The organism is Streptomyces sp. DS1-CR2, assembly GCF_055760475.1.
Genome location: NZ_CM147085.1, coordinates 2,747,680 through 2,760,977, shown reverse-complemented (window position 1 = coordinate 2,760,977; position 13,298 = coordinate 2,747,680). Strand labels below are relative to the sequence as shown.

Here is a 13,298-nt window from a genome sequence, read left to right as displayed (position 1 = left end):
ACCGGCCCACGACCGGCCGCCTCGCGTTTTACGCGGCAGGATGGACCCATGACGCAGAGCGATTCCGCACCCGTACGACGCTCCCGGTTCGCTGTCGCCGGCGCCTCCGGACTCATCGGTTCGGCACTGACCCGGTCCCTGCGCGCCGACGGGCACGACGTCGTCCGCCTGGTCCGCAGGGAACCGGCTGCCGCGGACGAGGTCCGCTGGGACCCGGAGCGGGGGTCCGTCGACGCGGCCGGGCTCTCCGGGTGCGACGCCGTCCTCAACTTCGCCGCCGCGGGCGTGGGCGACCACCGCTGGACCGCCGCGTACAAGCGGAAGATCCGCGACAGCCGGGTCCTCGGCACCGCGACGCTCGCCGAGGCCGTCGCCACGCTCGAACAGCCTCCCCGCGTCTTCGTCAACGGCAGCGCCGTCGGCTACTACGGCGACACCGGCACGCGCGCCGTCGACGAGGGCGCGCCGCCCGGGGACGGGTTCCTGCCGCAGCTGTGCGTGGAGTGGGAGGACGCCGCGGCGCCCGCGCAAGAGGCCGGAATCCGCACGGTGTTCGCGCGGTCCGGGCTCGTCGTGTCCCGCGCGGGCGGGGCCTGGGCGCGGCTCTTCCCGCTGTACCTGGCCGGTCTCGGCGGACGCCTCGGCGACGGCCGCCAGTACTGGTCGTACATCGCGCTCCACGACGAGATCGCGGCCCTGCGCCACATCATCGACACGGAGGAGCTGTCCGGCCCGGTGAACCTCACCGCCCCGCACCCCGTCACGAACCGCGAGGTGTCCGCCGCGATGGGGCGCGTGCTGCACCGCCCCACGCTGTTCACGGCGCCCGCCCCCGTCCTGCGTCTGGTCCTCGGCGAGATGGCGGGCGACGTCCTCGGCAGCACACGGGCCGTGCCGACCCGACTCCTGGAGTCCGGCTTCACGTTCGCGTTCCCCGGCATCGAGGAGACGATCCGGGCGGCCAGGAAGTGAACCGGCCGAAGACATACGACCCCTACGACCCCTACGCCCCCGAGGACCCGAAGCGCTCCGAGAGCTTCGGATACCTCCGCTGCAGCTCCGCCGTGTTCTCGAAGTCGAACGGCGTGCCCTCCGGCTCCGCGGGCCCGGCCGGGATGCCGAGATCGGGTGCCACCGTCCCGGTCAGCTCCTCGTACGCCTCGTCAGCCGCGTAGCCGAGCTCCTCGCCGTCCCCGTCGATCTCCTCGTCGAAGTCCCCCAGCAGATCGGCGAGCGAGTCCGGCTCGTGCAGCGCGCCCTCGAAGACCTCCCGGCCCTGGCCGATCAGCCAGCAGCGGAAGTAGTCGAACGCGTCGTCGCTCGCACCGCCGAGCAGTACCCACGCGGCGCCCCACAGATCCCAGCGGTAGGCGCGGTGGTAGCGGGACTCGAAGTGACGGGCGAAGTCGAGCACCGCGTCGGGGTCGGCCTGGAGCAGCCGGTCGACGAGCAGCTCGGCATGGTCCTCGGGGTCGCCCTCGGCGGCCTCGCGGGTGCTGTCCACGATCTCCCAGAACTCCGTCTCGTCCATCACGGGACAAGCATCTGCCTTGGGGGTCGGGCACGCACGCCGAGGTGCCGGAGCTGCGCCGTTTCGTTATGTGCGCACATGGCCGAGGGCACGGCGCCCGGCGGCTCACCGGTAGCGGTCCGCCATCCGCCGTGCCGCTGCTGCGAAGCGATCACGCAGCGCGGCGGGAGCGACGACCTCCGCCTCGGGCCCGAGCCCGAACAGCTGCCCGTACGCGACGTCCTCCGACTCGACCGGCACAGTCACCGTCACCCACCCCTCCCCGTCGGGCTCGCCCGCCGACTGCCGCGCCGCACGCACGGACGCGGGTTCGGTCGCGTACGGAAGCTGCCGCAGCCCCGCGGGGGACAGCCGCAGGACGACCTCCGCGCGCAGGATGGACCGCGCGAACTCCTCCGCCCGCTCCTCCCAGAACCCCGGCAGATCGAACTCCTCGTCCCGTACGAAGCGCTCCTCGCCCGCCTCGACGCCGGTGAACCGGTCGATCCGGTACACCCGGTGGGTCCCGCCGCCGGCGACCCGGGCGCACAGATACCAGACACCGGCTTTCAGGACGAGCCCGTACGGCTCCAGCTCCCGCACCACCTCCCGCGCGCTCTCCGCCTCCTCACGCCGGTAGCGGGCGCGCACCACCCGGTCGTTCCACACCGCGTCCGCCACCGCCGGCAGCAGCTCGGGCGTCCGCGGCTCCCTGAACCAGCCCGGCGCGTCCAGATGGAACCGCTGCGCCGCCGTGCGCGAGGCGTCCCGCAGCGAGGGGAGCAGCGCCGCCGACACCTTCAGCCGCGCGGCCGACGCCGCGTCCTGAAGGCCCATCTCCCGCAGCGCGCCCGGCACTCCGGACAGGAACAGGGCCTCCGCCTCACCGCGTGCCAGACCCGTCAGGCGCGTCCGGTACCCGCCGATCAGCCGGTACCCGCCCGCCCTGCCCCGGTCCGCGTACACCGGCACACCCGCCTCGGACAGCGCCTGCGCGTCCCGCGTCACGGTCCGCTCCGAGACCTCCAGCTCGCGCGCCAGCTCACCCGCCGTCATCGACGGCCGGGACTGGAGCAACAACACCATCTTGATCAGGCGGGCAGCGCGCATACGCCCATGATGCGGGCCCTTCAGCGCGAGGTGTACGTGATGACCGCGAACGAGGCTCCCTGCGGATCGGCGAGCACCGCGAACCGGCCCGGCTCGATGGACGTCGGGTGCACCAGGATCTGCCCGCCGAGTTGCTTGCAGCGGGCCGCCGTCGCGTCGGTGTCCCCGACGGCGATGTACACCATCCAGTGCGCCGGCAGTTCCTTGGGGAACGAGCTCGACGCCGTGTCGAGCATCCCGCCGAAGGGCTCGGCGTCGACGCTCCATTCGGTGTAACTGCCGCCGCCCCCGTAGGGGTGCCGCTTCGCGCCCCAGCCCAGTACGGACTGATAGAAGTCCTTGGACCCGTCCGGATCGCGGGTCAGGAGCTCGAACCAGCAGAAACTCCCCGGCTCGTTCACCACGCCGAAGCCCGTGTTCGTGATCGGCTGCCACAGGCCGAACGCGGCTCCCGCGGGGTCGTGGCAGACCGCGAAGACGCCGTCCTCCTCGACGGTCTGCGGACCCGTGACCACCGTGCCGCCGTTGCCCTTCACGCGCGCGATGACGGCGTCGACCCCGGCCGACTGGTAATACGGCAGCCACGCCGACGGTTCCTTCGGGTTCGTGGCCGGGGCGACGCCGGCGACCGGCTCGCCGCCGGACCTGAAGATGCCGTAGCCCTGCGCCACTTCGCTGTGCCAGCCGAGGAGACCCTCGTAGAAGAGCCGGGCCGCGTCGGTGTCGGGCGTGGAGAGGTCCGCCCAGCAGGGGGCTGACGGGGTTTTGGAGATCTTCATGCGTACATCACCCCTGAACGGCGCCCCCCTGGAACTCCTGCGGACTCCTCCTCATTCACGCACGCGTGCCCCGCCCCGGCAATCGGGACGGGGCACGTATGACAAGGGACTACAGGCCGTAGCGCTCGCGCGCCTCCTTCACGGCCGAGGCGTTGATCTCGCCGCGGCGGGCGAGCTGGGCCAGGGCCGCGACGACGATCGACTGCGCGTCGATGCCGAAGTGGCGGCGGGCCGCCTCACGGGTGTCGGAGAGACCGAAGCCGTCCGCACCGAGCGAGGAGTAGTCCTGCTCGACCCACTGCGCGATCTGGTCGGGGACCTGGCGCATGTAGTCGGAGACCGCGAGGACCGGGCCCTGGGCGCCGTCGAGCGCCGTACGGATGTACGGAGTGCGCTCCTCGCCGCGCAGGATCGCCTCGTCCGCCTCCAGGGCGTCGCGGCGCAGCTCGGTCCAGGAGGTCGCGGACCACACGTCGGCGGCAACGCCCCACTCCTCGGCGAGCAGCTTCTGCGCCTCGAGGGTCCAGTGGATCGCCGTGCCCGAACCGAGCAGCTGGATGCGCGGGGCGTTGGCGGCCGCGACGTTCACCCCGGCCGACTCGGCGGTGTTGAAGCGGTACAGGCCCTTGAGGATGCCCTCGTCCACGCCCGCGGGCTTGGCCGGCTGCGGCATCGGCTCGTTGTAGACCGTCAGGTAGTAGAAGACGTCCCGGTCCTCGCCCGGGGCCGCCTCGCCGTACATGCGGCGCAGACCGTCCTTGACGATCGCGCCGATCTCGTACGCGAACGCCGGGTCGTAGGACAGCGCGGCCGGGTTGGTCGCCGCGATGACCGGCGAGTGACCGTCCGCGTGCTGCAGACCCTCACCCGTCAGCGTCGTACGGCCCGCGGTGGCACCCACCAGGAAGCCGCGGCCCAGCTGGTCGCCGAGCTGCCACATCTGGTCGGCCGTGCGCTGCCAGCCGAACATCGAGTAGAAGATGTAGAAGGGGATCATCGCCTCGCCGTGCGTGGAGTACGCGCTGGCGGCGGCGATGAAGTCCGCCATGGAGCCGGCCTCGGTGATGCCCTCGTTGAGGATCTGGCCGTCCGTGGCTTCCTTGTAGTACATCAGCTGGTCGCGGTCGACCGGCTCGTACGTCTGCCCCTTGGGGGAGTAGATGCCGAGCGACGGGAACAGCGACTCCATGCCGAAGGTGCGCGCCTCGTCCGGGACGATCGGCACCCAGCGCTTGCCGGTCTCCTTGTCGCGTACGAGGTCCTTGACCAGGCGTACGAACGCCATGGTCGTGGCCACCGACTGCGATCCTGAGCCCTTGTCGAAGGACGCGAACGCCTTGTCGGCCGGGGCCGGCAGCGGGGCGATCGCGTGCGTGCGGCGGGCCGGGGCGGGGCCGCCGAGGGCCGCGCGGCGCTCCTGGAGGTAGCGGACCTCGGGGGAGTCGGGGCCCGGGTGGCCGTAGGGGACCTGGCCGTCGACGAACTGGCTGTCGGAGATGGGCAGTTCAAGGAGGTCACGCATGTCCTTGAACTCGTCCACCGTCAGCTTCTTCATCTGGTGGTTGGCGTTCTTGGACTCGAAGCCCTTGCCGAGCGTGAAGCCCTTGACCGTCTGGACCAGGATCACGGTCGGCGCGCCCTCGTGCGACAGGGCCGCACGGTAGGCCGCGTACACCTTGCGGGGCTCGTGGCCGCCGCGCGAGACCTTGAAGCACTCGGCGATCTTGTCGTCCGTGAGCAGCCTGCCCAGCTCGACGAGCGCGGGCTCGGAGCCGAAGAAGTGCTCGCGGATGTACGCGGCATCGCGCGTCGCGTACGTCTGGAACTGGGCGTCCGGCACCTCGCGCAGCCGGCGCACGAGCGCGCCGGTCGTGTCGAGCTGGAACAGCTCGTCCCAGGCGGAGCCCCAGAGCGTCTTGATGACGTTCCAGCCGGCGCCGCGGAACTGCGCCTCCAGCTCCTGGACCACGCGGAAGTTGGCGCGGACCGGGCCGTCGAGGCGCTGCAGGTTGCAGTTGATGACGAAGGTCAGGTTGTCCAGACCCTCACGCGAGGCGAGCGCCAGGGCCGCGGTGGCCTCGGGCTCGTCCATCTCGCCGTCACCGAGGAACGCCCACACGTGCGAGGCGGAGACGTCCTTGATCTTGCGGTTGGTGAGGTAGCGGTTGAACCGCGCCTGGTAGATCGCCGACAGCGGGCCGAGGCCCATGGAGACGGTCGGGAACTCCCACAGCCAGGGCAGGCGCCGCGGGTGCGGATACGACGGCAGGCCGTCGCCGCCGGACTCCTGGCGGAAGTGGTCGAGCTGCTGCTCGCTCAGGCGGCCGTCGAGGAAGGCGCGGGCGTAGATGCCGGGGGAGGCGTGGCCCTGGATGTACAGCTGGTCACCGGAGCCGTCGCCCTCCTTCCCCTTGAAGAAGTGGTTGAAGCCGGTCTCGTAGAGCCAGGCCGCCGAGGCGAACGTGGCGATGTGGCCGCCGACGCCGTACTTGGAGCCACGGGTCACCATCGCGGCCGCGTTCCAGCGGTTCCACGCGGCGATTTTCAGTTCCAGCGCCTCGTCACCCTCGATCGCCGGCTCCGCGGCGGTCGGGATGGTGTTGACGTAGTCGGTCTCGAGGAGCTTCGGCAGCGCCAGGCCTGAGCCCTCGGCGCGCTCCAGCGTGCGGCGCATCAGGTACGCGGCACGGTGCGGCCCGGCCGCCTTGGTAACGGCGTCCAGGGAGGCCTGCCATTCGGCGGTCTCCTCGGGGTCGCGGTCCGGGAGCTGGTCGAGCTCGCTCGGCTGGATTGCGGAGGGGTCGGTCATTGCGCCGCCTTCCTGAGTCGGAGGGGGGTTCCCTTAGGGAAAGGGTGGGGGTGCCCTAGGTCTTTGGCAGGACAGGGCGTGGGTCATTGGTGGAGACCCGTCGGCGACTCTAACCCCCTGATCGATGATCGATCAAAGGGTTCAAGGGTAAAACTTCCTCAGACGGAGAAAGTGGGCATCCGGTGCCATTGAAGGGGGCACCGGGTGCCTTGTTTTCGAAGGCGGTTCGGCGAATTCTCGCAGGTGGGAGGGGTGGCACGACGACGTCTGAGCGGGGTGTGGCTCAGGCGCGCGGGGCGCAGCCGAGCACGTGCGCCTTCACCAGCTCGGCGATGGCCGGGTCCTGGCGCCGGAACGCGGCGACGAGCTCCTCGTGCTCCTCGGCGTACGACTGCTGGACGGTGCCGAGCCAGCGGATGGACAGGGCCGTGAACACCTCGATGCCCAGGCCCTCCCAGGTGTGCAGCAGTACGGAGTTGCCCGCGGCCCGCACCAGCTCGCGGTGGAACCCGACGGTGTGCCGCACCTGCGCGGCCGAGTCGGCCTCCTGGTCGGCGCGGTAGAGGGCCGCCACATGGGGTTCGAGGGCCGAGCAGTCCTCGGCCAGCTTCCCGGCCGCGAGCTCCGCCGCGATGGCCTCGAGACCGGCCCTGACCGGGTAGCTCTCCTCCAGGTCGGCGGCCGTCAGATTCCGCACCCGTACGCCCTTGTTGGGGGCGGACTCGATCAGGCGCAGGCTCTCCAGCTCCCGCAGGGCCTCCCGCACGGGCGTCTGGCTGACCTCGAGCTCCGTCGCGATGCGACGCTCCACGATGCGCTCGCCCGGCTTCCAGCGTCCGCTGACGATCCCCTCGACGATGTGCTCGCGGATCTGTTCGCGCAGCGAGTGGACGACGGGCGCGGTCATGATGGCTCCTCCAGAGGGGGCAGAGACCCCAAGGTGCGTTGACCTCTAGACAATACGGCGGCGCCCCCGTCCGGAAGACCTCCGGACGGGGGCGTACGCGCTGATGAGACGAGAGTTACAGGCCGAGCTCGACCTCGAACTCGCCGGCCTCCAGGATCGCCTTGACCGTGGTCAGGTAGCGGGCGGCGTCCGCGCCGTCCACCAGACGGTGGTCGTAGGAGAGCGACAGGTACGTCATGTCCCGGACGGCGATGGTCTCGCCGAGGTCCGGGTGGTCGATGACGACCGGGCGCTTCACCGTGGCGCCGATGCCCAGGATCGCGGCCTGGTTCGGCGGCACGATGACGGTGTCGAAGAGCGCACCGCGCGAGCCCGTGTTGGAGATCGTGAAGGTCGCGCCGGACATGTCGTCCGGCGTGAGGCCGCCACCGCGGGCCTTGCCGGCCAGCTCGGCCGTCTTCTTCGAGATACCGGCGATGTTCAGGTCGCCCGCGCCCTTGATGACCGGCGTCATCAGACCCTTCTCGGCGTCAACGGCGATGCCGATGTTCTCCGAGTCGAAGTACGTGATGGTGCCTTCGTCGTCGTTGATCCGGGCGTTGACGACCGGGTGGGCCTTCAGCGCCTGGGCAGCGGCCTTGACGAAGAACGGCATCGGGGAGAGCTTGACGCCCTCGCGCGCCGCGAACGCGTCCTTCGCCTTGGCACGCAGCTTCATCAGCTTGGTGACGTCGACCTCGAGGACCGAGGTCAGCTGGGCCTGCGAGTGCAGCGCCTTCATCATGTTGTCGCCGATGACCTTGCGCATGCGGGTCATCTTGACCGTCTGGCCGCGGAGGGGAGAGGTCTCCAGGGCCGGGGCCTTCGCGGCGGCCGGAGCAGCGGCAGCGGCGGGGGCCGGGGCGGCCTTCGCGGCCTCGGCGGCCGCGATGACGTCCTGCTTGCGGATACGGCCGCCGACGCCGGTGCCCTTGACGGTGCTCAGGTCCACGCCGTTCTCCGACGCGAGCTTGCGCACCAGCGGGGTCACGTACGCGCCTTCGTCACCGGAGACCGCGGCGGGAGCCGGGGCAGCGGGGGTGACCGGAGCGGGAGCGGCGACCGGAGCGGGGGCCGGAGCAGCCGGGGCGACCGGGGCCGGAGCGGCAGCCGGGGCCGGGGCAGCAGCCGGAGCCGGAGCAGCCGGGGCCGGGGCCGGGGCGGGAGCTGCGGGGGCGGCCGGGGCCGGAGCGGCGGCCGGGGCCGGAGCAGCCGGAGCGGGCGCGGCGGCCGGAGCGGCACCGGGAGCACCGATGACGGCCAGCTTGGCGCCGACCTCGGCGGTCTCGTCCTCGGCGACGGAGATCTCCAGGAGAACGCCGGCGACGGGGGAGGGGATCTCGGTGTCGACCTTGTCCGTGGAGACCTCGAGCAGGGGCTCGTCCTCCGCGACCTCCTCGCCGACCTCCTTCAGCCAGCGGGTGACGGTGCCCTCGGTGACGGACTCGCCGAGAGCGGGCAGGACGACGTCGGTGCCGGAAGCGGCACTGGCGGGGGCGGCCGGAGCAGCCGGGGCGGCGGCCGGGGCCGCGGGGGCCTCGGCGACGGGGGCCTCGGCGACGGGGGCCGGGGCGGCGGCCGGGGCCTCGGCAGCGGCCGGAGCCGGGGCGGCGGCGGGCGCGCCCGTGCCGTCGTCGATGACGGCCAGCTCGGCGCCGACCTCGACGGTCTCGTCCTCGGCGACCTTGATGGAGGCCAGGATGCCGGCGGCGGGCGAGGGGATCTCGGTGTCGACCTTGTCGGTCGAGACCTCAAGCAGCGGCTCGTCGACCTCGACGCGCTCGCCCTCGGCCTTCAGCCAGCGGGTGACGGTGCCCTCGGTGACACTCTCACCGAGCGCCGGAAGGGATACGGAAACCGACATGGTTTCTGTTGCTCCTTAGTGGGGTCTCCCCTGCTCGAGCGTGTTGAGAGCTTGGGGAAGTGCGGAAGTCTGTGGTCGGTCGTCGCGCCCAGGGACGACAGGGACGACTGGGTCCAGCCTGCGGCCTGACCTAGTCGTGCGAGTGCAGCGGCTTGCCCGCGAGGGCCAGGTGGGCCTCTCCGAGTGCCTCGTTCTGCGTCGGGTGGGCGTGGATGAGCTGGGCGACCTCGGCGGGCAGCGCTTCCCAGTTGTAGATCAGCTGGGCTTCGCCGACCTGCTCGCCCATACGGTCACCGACCATGTGGACGCCGACCACGGCACCGTCCTTGACCTGGACGAGCTTGATCTCGCCCGCGGTCTTGAGGATCTTGGACTTGCCGTTGCCCGCGAGGTTGTACTTCAGAGCGACGACCTTGTCCGCACCGTAGATCTCCTTGGCCTTGGCCTCGGTGATACCGACGGAGGCGACCTCGGGGTGGCAGTACGTCACCTTCGGCACACCGTCGTAGTCGATCGGGACGGTCTTGAGACCGGCCAGACGCTCCGCCACCAGGATGCCCTCGGCGAAGCCGACGTGCGCGAGCTGGAGCGTCGGGACGAGGTCACCGACGGCCGAGACGGTCGGCACGTTGGTCTGCATGTACTCGTCGACCAGGACGTAGCCGCGGTCCATCGCGACGCCCTGCTCCTCGTAACCGAGACCGGCCGAGACCGGGCCGCGGCCGATGGCGACCAGGAGGACCTCGGCCTCGAAGGTCTTGCCGTCGGCGAGGGTCACGCGGACGCCGTCCTGCGTGTACTCGGCCTTCTCGAAGAAGGTGCCGAGGTTGAACTTGATGCCGCGCTTGCGGAACGCGCGCTCAAGAAGCTTGGAGCTGTTCTCGTCCTCGACCGGGACGAGGTGCTTGAGGCCCTCGACGACGGTGACGTCGGTGCCGAAGGACTTCCACGCGGAGGCGAACTCGACGCCGATGACGCCGCCGCCGAGGATGATCGCGGACTGCGGGACGCGGTTCAGCGTCAGCGCGTGGTCCGAGGAGATGATGCGGTTGCCGTCGATCTCCAGGCCCGGCAGCGACTTCGGCACGGAGCCGGTCGCGAGGAGCACGTGACGGCCCTGGACGCGCTGGCCGTTCACGTCCACGGAGGTCGGGGACGACAGGCGGCCCTCGCCCTCGATGTACGTCACCTTGCGGGAGGCGACGAGACCCTGCAGGCCCTTGTACAGGCCGGAGATCACGTCGTCCTTGTACTTGTGGACGCCCGCGATGTCGATGCCCTCGAAGGAGGCCTTGACACCGAACTGGTCAGCCTCGCGCGCCTGGTCGGCGATCTCGCCGGCGTGCAGCAGGGCCTTCGTCGGGATGCAGCCGTTGTGCAGGCAGGTGCCCCCGAGCTTGTTCTTCTCGATCAGGGCGACGTCCAGGCCCAGCTGCGCTCCGCGCAGGGCCGCGGCGTAACCGCCACTGCCACCGCCGAGGATCACTAGGTCGAAAACAGTGCTGGCGTCGTTCGCCACGTCACGTCCTCCATGCATGTGCGCCGTACGCCGGTCTGCGGTGACCGGGCGGCGGCTGGTGTCCGGCCGCTTTTTATGCTTCGGCCCTGTGGTGGGGGCCCTGTCCTGCCAAGGACCCATCCTCGCACTTGTCGACGGCGGACGGGACGCCGGGCCCGGGGGTGAGACGGCGGTTACACCTGAAACCCGGGTGAGGGGGTCCGGGAGGCTGCGGATTTCGTCGAAAGCGAACGGCCCCCGGGTGCCTTCGCACCCGGGGGCCGTCAACCGTGCCGCTCCGCGTCAGCCGAGGTCACCGGCGGCCGTGCGCTCCGCGAGGCGCACCAGCGTACGGACCGCGGAACCGGTGCCGCCCTTGGGCGTGTAGCCGGACGCGCCGGCCTCGTTGAAGGCCGGGCCCGCGATGTCGAGGTGGGCCCACGTGATGCCCTCGCCGACGAACTCCTGGAGGAAGAGGCCGGCCACCAGGCCGCCGCCCATGCGCTCGCCCATGTTGGCGATGTCGGCGGTGGCGGAGTCCATGCCCTTGCGCAGGTCGGAGGGGAGCGGCATGGGCCAGGACGGCTCGCCGACCTCCTCGGCGACCTCGTGGACCGACGTACGGAACGCGTCGTCGTTCGCCATGATGCCGAACGTGCGGTTGCCGAGCGCCAGCATCATCGCCCCGGTCAGCGTGGCGACGTCGACGATCGCGTCCGGGGTCTCCTCGGAGGCCTTGGCGATGGCGTCGGCCAGGACCAGGCGGCCCTCGGCGTCCGTGTTCAGGACCTCGACGGTCTTGCCGGAGTACATGCGAAGGACGTCGCCCGGGCGGGTGGCCGAGCCCGACGGCATGTTCTCGGCGAGCGCCAGCCATCCGGTGACGTTCACGTCAAGACCGAGACGGGCCACGGCGACGACGGCGGCGAACACGGCGGCGGCGCCGGCCATGTCGCACTTCATCGTCTCGTTGTGACCGGCCGGCTTGAGGGAGATGCCGCCCGAGTCGTATGTGATGCCCTTGCCGACGAAGGCGAGGTGCTTGTCCGCCTTCGACGACGTGTAGGAGAGCTTCACCAGGCGCGGCGGGGCCTCCGAGCCGGCGCCGACGCCGAGGATGCCGCCGAAGCCGCCCTTGACGAGCGCCTTCTCGTCGAGAACCTGCACCTTGATGCCGTGCTCCTTGGCCGCAGCCGAGGCGACGGCGGCGAAGGCCTCGGGGTTCAGGTCGTTCGGCGGGGTGTTGACCAGGTCGCGGGCGCGGTTGAGCTCCTCGGTCACGGCGAGGGCGCGCTCCACGGCAGCCTTGAACGCCTTGTCGCGGGGCTTGGCACCCAGCAGGGCGATCTCGCCGAGCGGCGCCTTGCCGTTCTTCTTGCCCTCCTGGGCCGACTCCTTGTAGGCGTCGAAGGAGTACGCGCCGAGCAGCGCGCCCTCGGCGATCGCTCCCGCGTCACCCGAGTCCCCGACGGGCAGCGCGAACGCGGCCTTCTTCGCACCTGCCAGCGCGCGGGCGGCGGACCCGGCGGCGCGGCGCAGGGCCTCCGCGTCGTACGACTCGTCCTTCTCCGGCACCGGGCCGAGACCGACGGCAAGGACGACCGGGGCCTTGAAGCCGGAGGGGGCGGGGAGCTTCGTCACCTCACCCTCACCGCCAGAGGCGCCGAGGGTCTCCAGGACGGCGGCGAGCTTGCCGCCGTAGGCCTTGTCCACGGCCTCCGCGCCGGGGGCGACGACGAGCGCTCCGGACTTGGATGCAGCACCCTTCGCCACACCGACGACGATCGCGTCGGCACGCAGGCCGGACGCGGCGGCGGTGCTGAGAGTCAGAGCAGTCACGGTGGTGAGGTCCCTACTTTCATGGTGTCTGAACGAGTTCTGACGGGCCGTGGGGTGTATGGCCCCCTTGGGGAGCCTACGCCCGTGGGCGCGAGGGTGCGCTTCGCGGTAGGTGACCGCGGCCGTGTCAGCCGAAAGTGAGGACGACGAGGGCGGCGGTGGCGGCGGTCTCGGCGACGCCGCCGAAGACGTCGCCGGTCACCCCGCCGAAGCGGCGCACGCAGTGGCGCAGCAGGAGTTCGGCCGCGCAGCAGGCGAGGACGGCGGCCGCTGCGCCGCGCACGGCGCCGTACGCCGAGCCGGTGACGGCGCCCGCGGCCCCGGCGGCGCACACGGTGACGGCGGCGGCGAGCAGCGCCCCGCGCACGGGCACCGTTCCGGCGACGGCCGCGCCCAGGCCCTCGGGCCGGGCCGGCGGGACACCGGTGCGCGAGGCCAGCGTGAGCGCGAGCCGGGCGGTGAGTGCCGAGACGACGGCGGCGAGCGCGCCGCGGGCCCACGCATCCGCGTACAGCTCGGCGAGCGCGGCGACCTGGGCGAGGAGCGCGAGCACGAGCGTGATGACACCGAACGGGCCGATGTCCGACTGCTTCATGATGCGCAGCGCGTCCTCAGCCGGCTTGCCGCTGCCGAGGCCGTCGGCGGTGTCGGCGAGCCCGTCCAGGTGCAGTCCCCGGGTCAGCGCGGCCGGGACGCTCACGCTCGCCACGGCCGCGAGCAGCGGACCGGCGCCGAGCAGCGTCAGGAGCCCGCCGAGGCCGGCGGCGGCCAGGCCCACGACGAGTCCGGCGACGGGGGCGCAGAGCATTCCGGCGCGGGCCGCCTCGCGGTCCCAGCGGGTGACCTCGACCGGGAGCACGGTGAGGGTGCCGAAGGCGAAGCGGAGGCCGTCGGCCGGGGTTGCGGACATCCCGGCAGGCTACCCGGGGGGCCCAGCACAGCG

10 protein-coding genes are annotated in these 13,298 nt (G+C 71.7%); 1 reads left to right on the top strand and 9 read right to left on the bottom strand.

Annotation, left to right across the window (positions count from 1 at the left end; genetic code table 11):
* Positions 1–48: 48 nt before the first annotated feature.
* Positions 49–972, top strand: a complete 924-nt coding sequence (locus tag ACY0PA_RS13555; RefSeq protein WP_473084849.1) for a TIGR01777 family oxidoreductase — start codon at positions 49–51, stop codon at positions 970–972.
* Positions 973–1,003: 31 nt separating this feature from the next.
* Here ACY0PA_RS13555 and ACY0PA_RS13550 read toward each other — a convergent pair whose 3' ends face one another.
* The 9 genes from ACY0PA_RS13550 to ACY0PA_RS13510 form a co-directional block, all read right to left on the bottom strand.
* Positions 1,004–1,531 (bottom strand): DUF4240 domain-containing protein, encoded by a 528-nt coding sequence (locus tag ACY0PA_RS13550; RefSeq protein WP_473086310.1) that lies wholly within the window; start codon positions 1,529–1,531, stop codon positions 1,004–1,006.
* A gap of 105 nt (positions 1,532–1,636) precedes the next feature.
* Positions 1,637–2,620, bottom strand: a complete 984-nt coding sequence (locus ACY0PA_RS13545; RefSeq protein ID WP_473084848.1) for a helix-turn-helix transcriptional regulator — start codon at positions 2,618–2,620, stop codon at positions 1,637–1,639.
* A gap of 20 nt (positions 2,621–2,640) precedes the next feature.
* Positions 2,641–3,399 (bottom strand): VOC family protein, encoded by a 759-nt coding sequence (locus tag ACY0PA_RS13540; protein ID WP_473084847.1) that lies wholly within the window; start codon positions 3,397–3,399, stop codon positions 2,641–2,643.
* Positions 3,400–3,508: 109 nt separating this feature from the next.
* Entirely contained in the window at positions 3,509–6,208 is a 2,700-nt protein-coding gene (gene aceE / locus ACY0PA_RS13535; protein ID WP_473084846.1) for a pyruvate dehydrogenase (acetyl-transferring), homodimeric type, read from the bottom strand.
* 283 nt (positions 6,209–6,491) lie between these two features.
* Positions 6,492–7,115 carry a GntR family transcriptional regulator gene (locus ACY0PA_RS13530; RefSeq protein ID WP_454404048.1) on the bottom strand — a complete coding sequence of 208 codons (624 nt, stop codon included), beginning with the start codon at positions 7,113–7,115 and terminating at the stop codon, positions 6,492–6,494.
* A gap of 115 nt (positions 7,116–7,230) precedes the next feature.
* A complete protein-coding gene (sucB, locus tag ACY0PA_RS13525) occupies positions 7,231–9,018 on the bottom strand; it encodes a 2-oxoglutarate dehydrogenase, E2 component, dihydrolipoamide succinyltransferase (protein ID WP_473084845.1) in 1,788 nt (595 codons plus the stop codon).
* A 130-nt stretch (positions 9,019–9,148) separates the two neighbouring features.
* Entirely contained in the window at positions 9,149–10,537 is a 1,389-nt protein-coding gene (lpdA, locus tag ACY0PA_RS13520; RefSeq protein ID WP_266565057.1) for a dihydrolipoyl dehydrogenase, read from the bottom strand.
* A gap of 282 nt (positions 10,538–10,819) precedes the next feature.
* Positions 10,820–12,355: a leucyl aminopeptidase gene (locus ACY0PA_RS13515; protein ID WP_473084844.1), complete on the bottom strand. Its 1,536-nt coding sequence runs from the start codon at positions 12,353–12,355 to the stop codon at positions 10,820–10,822.
* 127 nt (positions 12,356–12,482) lie between these two features.
* Entirely contained in the window at positions 12,483–13,265 is a 783-nt protein-coding gene (locus ACY0PA_RS13510; RefSeq protein ID WP_473084843.1) for an adenosylcobinamide-GDP ribazoletransferase, read from the bottom strand.
* Positions 13,266–13,298: the final 33 nt, after the last annotated feature.

What these genes read in the sequence shown, in the direction of transcription:
- ACY0PA_RS13555 (WP_473084849.1), top strand. Translation starts at nt 49, where the DNA reads ATGACGCAGAGCGATTCCGCACCCGTACGACGCTCCCGGTTCGCTGTC.
- sucB (WP_473084845.1), bottom strand. Translation starts at nt 9,018, where the DNA reads ATGTCGGTTTCCGTATCCCTTCCGGCGCTCGGTGAGAGTGTCACCGAG.
- ACY0PA_RS13545 (WP_473084848.1), bottom strand. Translation starts at nt 2,620, where the DNA reads ATGCGCGCTGCCCGCCTGATCAAGATGGTGTTGTTGCTCCAGTCCCGG.
- ACY0PA_RS13510 (WP_473084843.1), bottom strand. Translation starts at nt 13,265, where the DNA reads ATGTCCGCAACCCCGGCCGACGGCCTCCGCTTCGCCTTCGGCACCCTC.
- ACY0PA_RS13530 (WP_454404048.1), bottom strand. Translation starts at nt 7,115, where the DNA reads ATGACCGCGCCCGTCGTCCACTCGCTGCGCGAACAGATCCGCGAGCAC.
- aceE (WP_473084846.1), bottom strand. Translation starts at nt 6,208, where the DNA reads ATGACCGACCCCTCCGCAATCCAGCCGAGCGAGCTCGACCAGCTCCCG.
- ACY0PA_RS13550 (WP_473086310.1), bottom strand. Translation starts at nt 1,531, where the DNA reads ATGGACGAGACGGAGTTCTGGGAGATCGTGGACAGCACCCGCGAGGCC.
- ACY0PA_RS13540 (WP_473084847.1), bottom strand. Translation starts at nt 3,399, where the DNA reads ATGAAGATCTCCAAAACCCCGTCAGCCCCCTGCTGGGCGGACCTCTCC.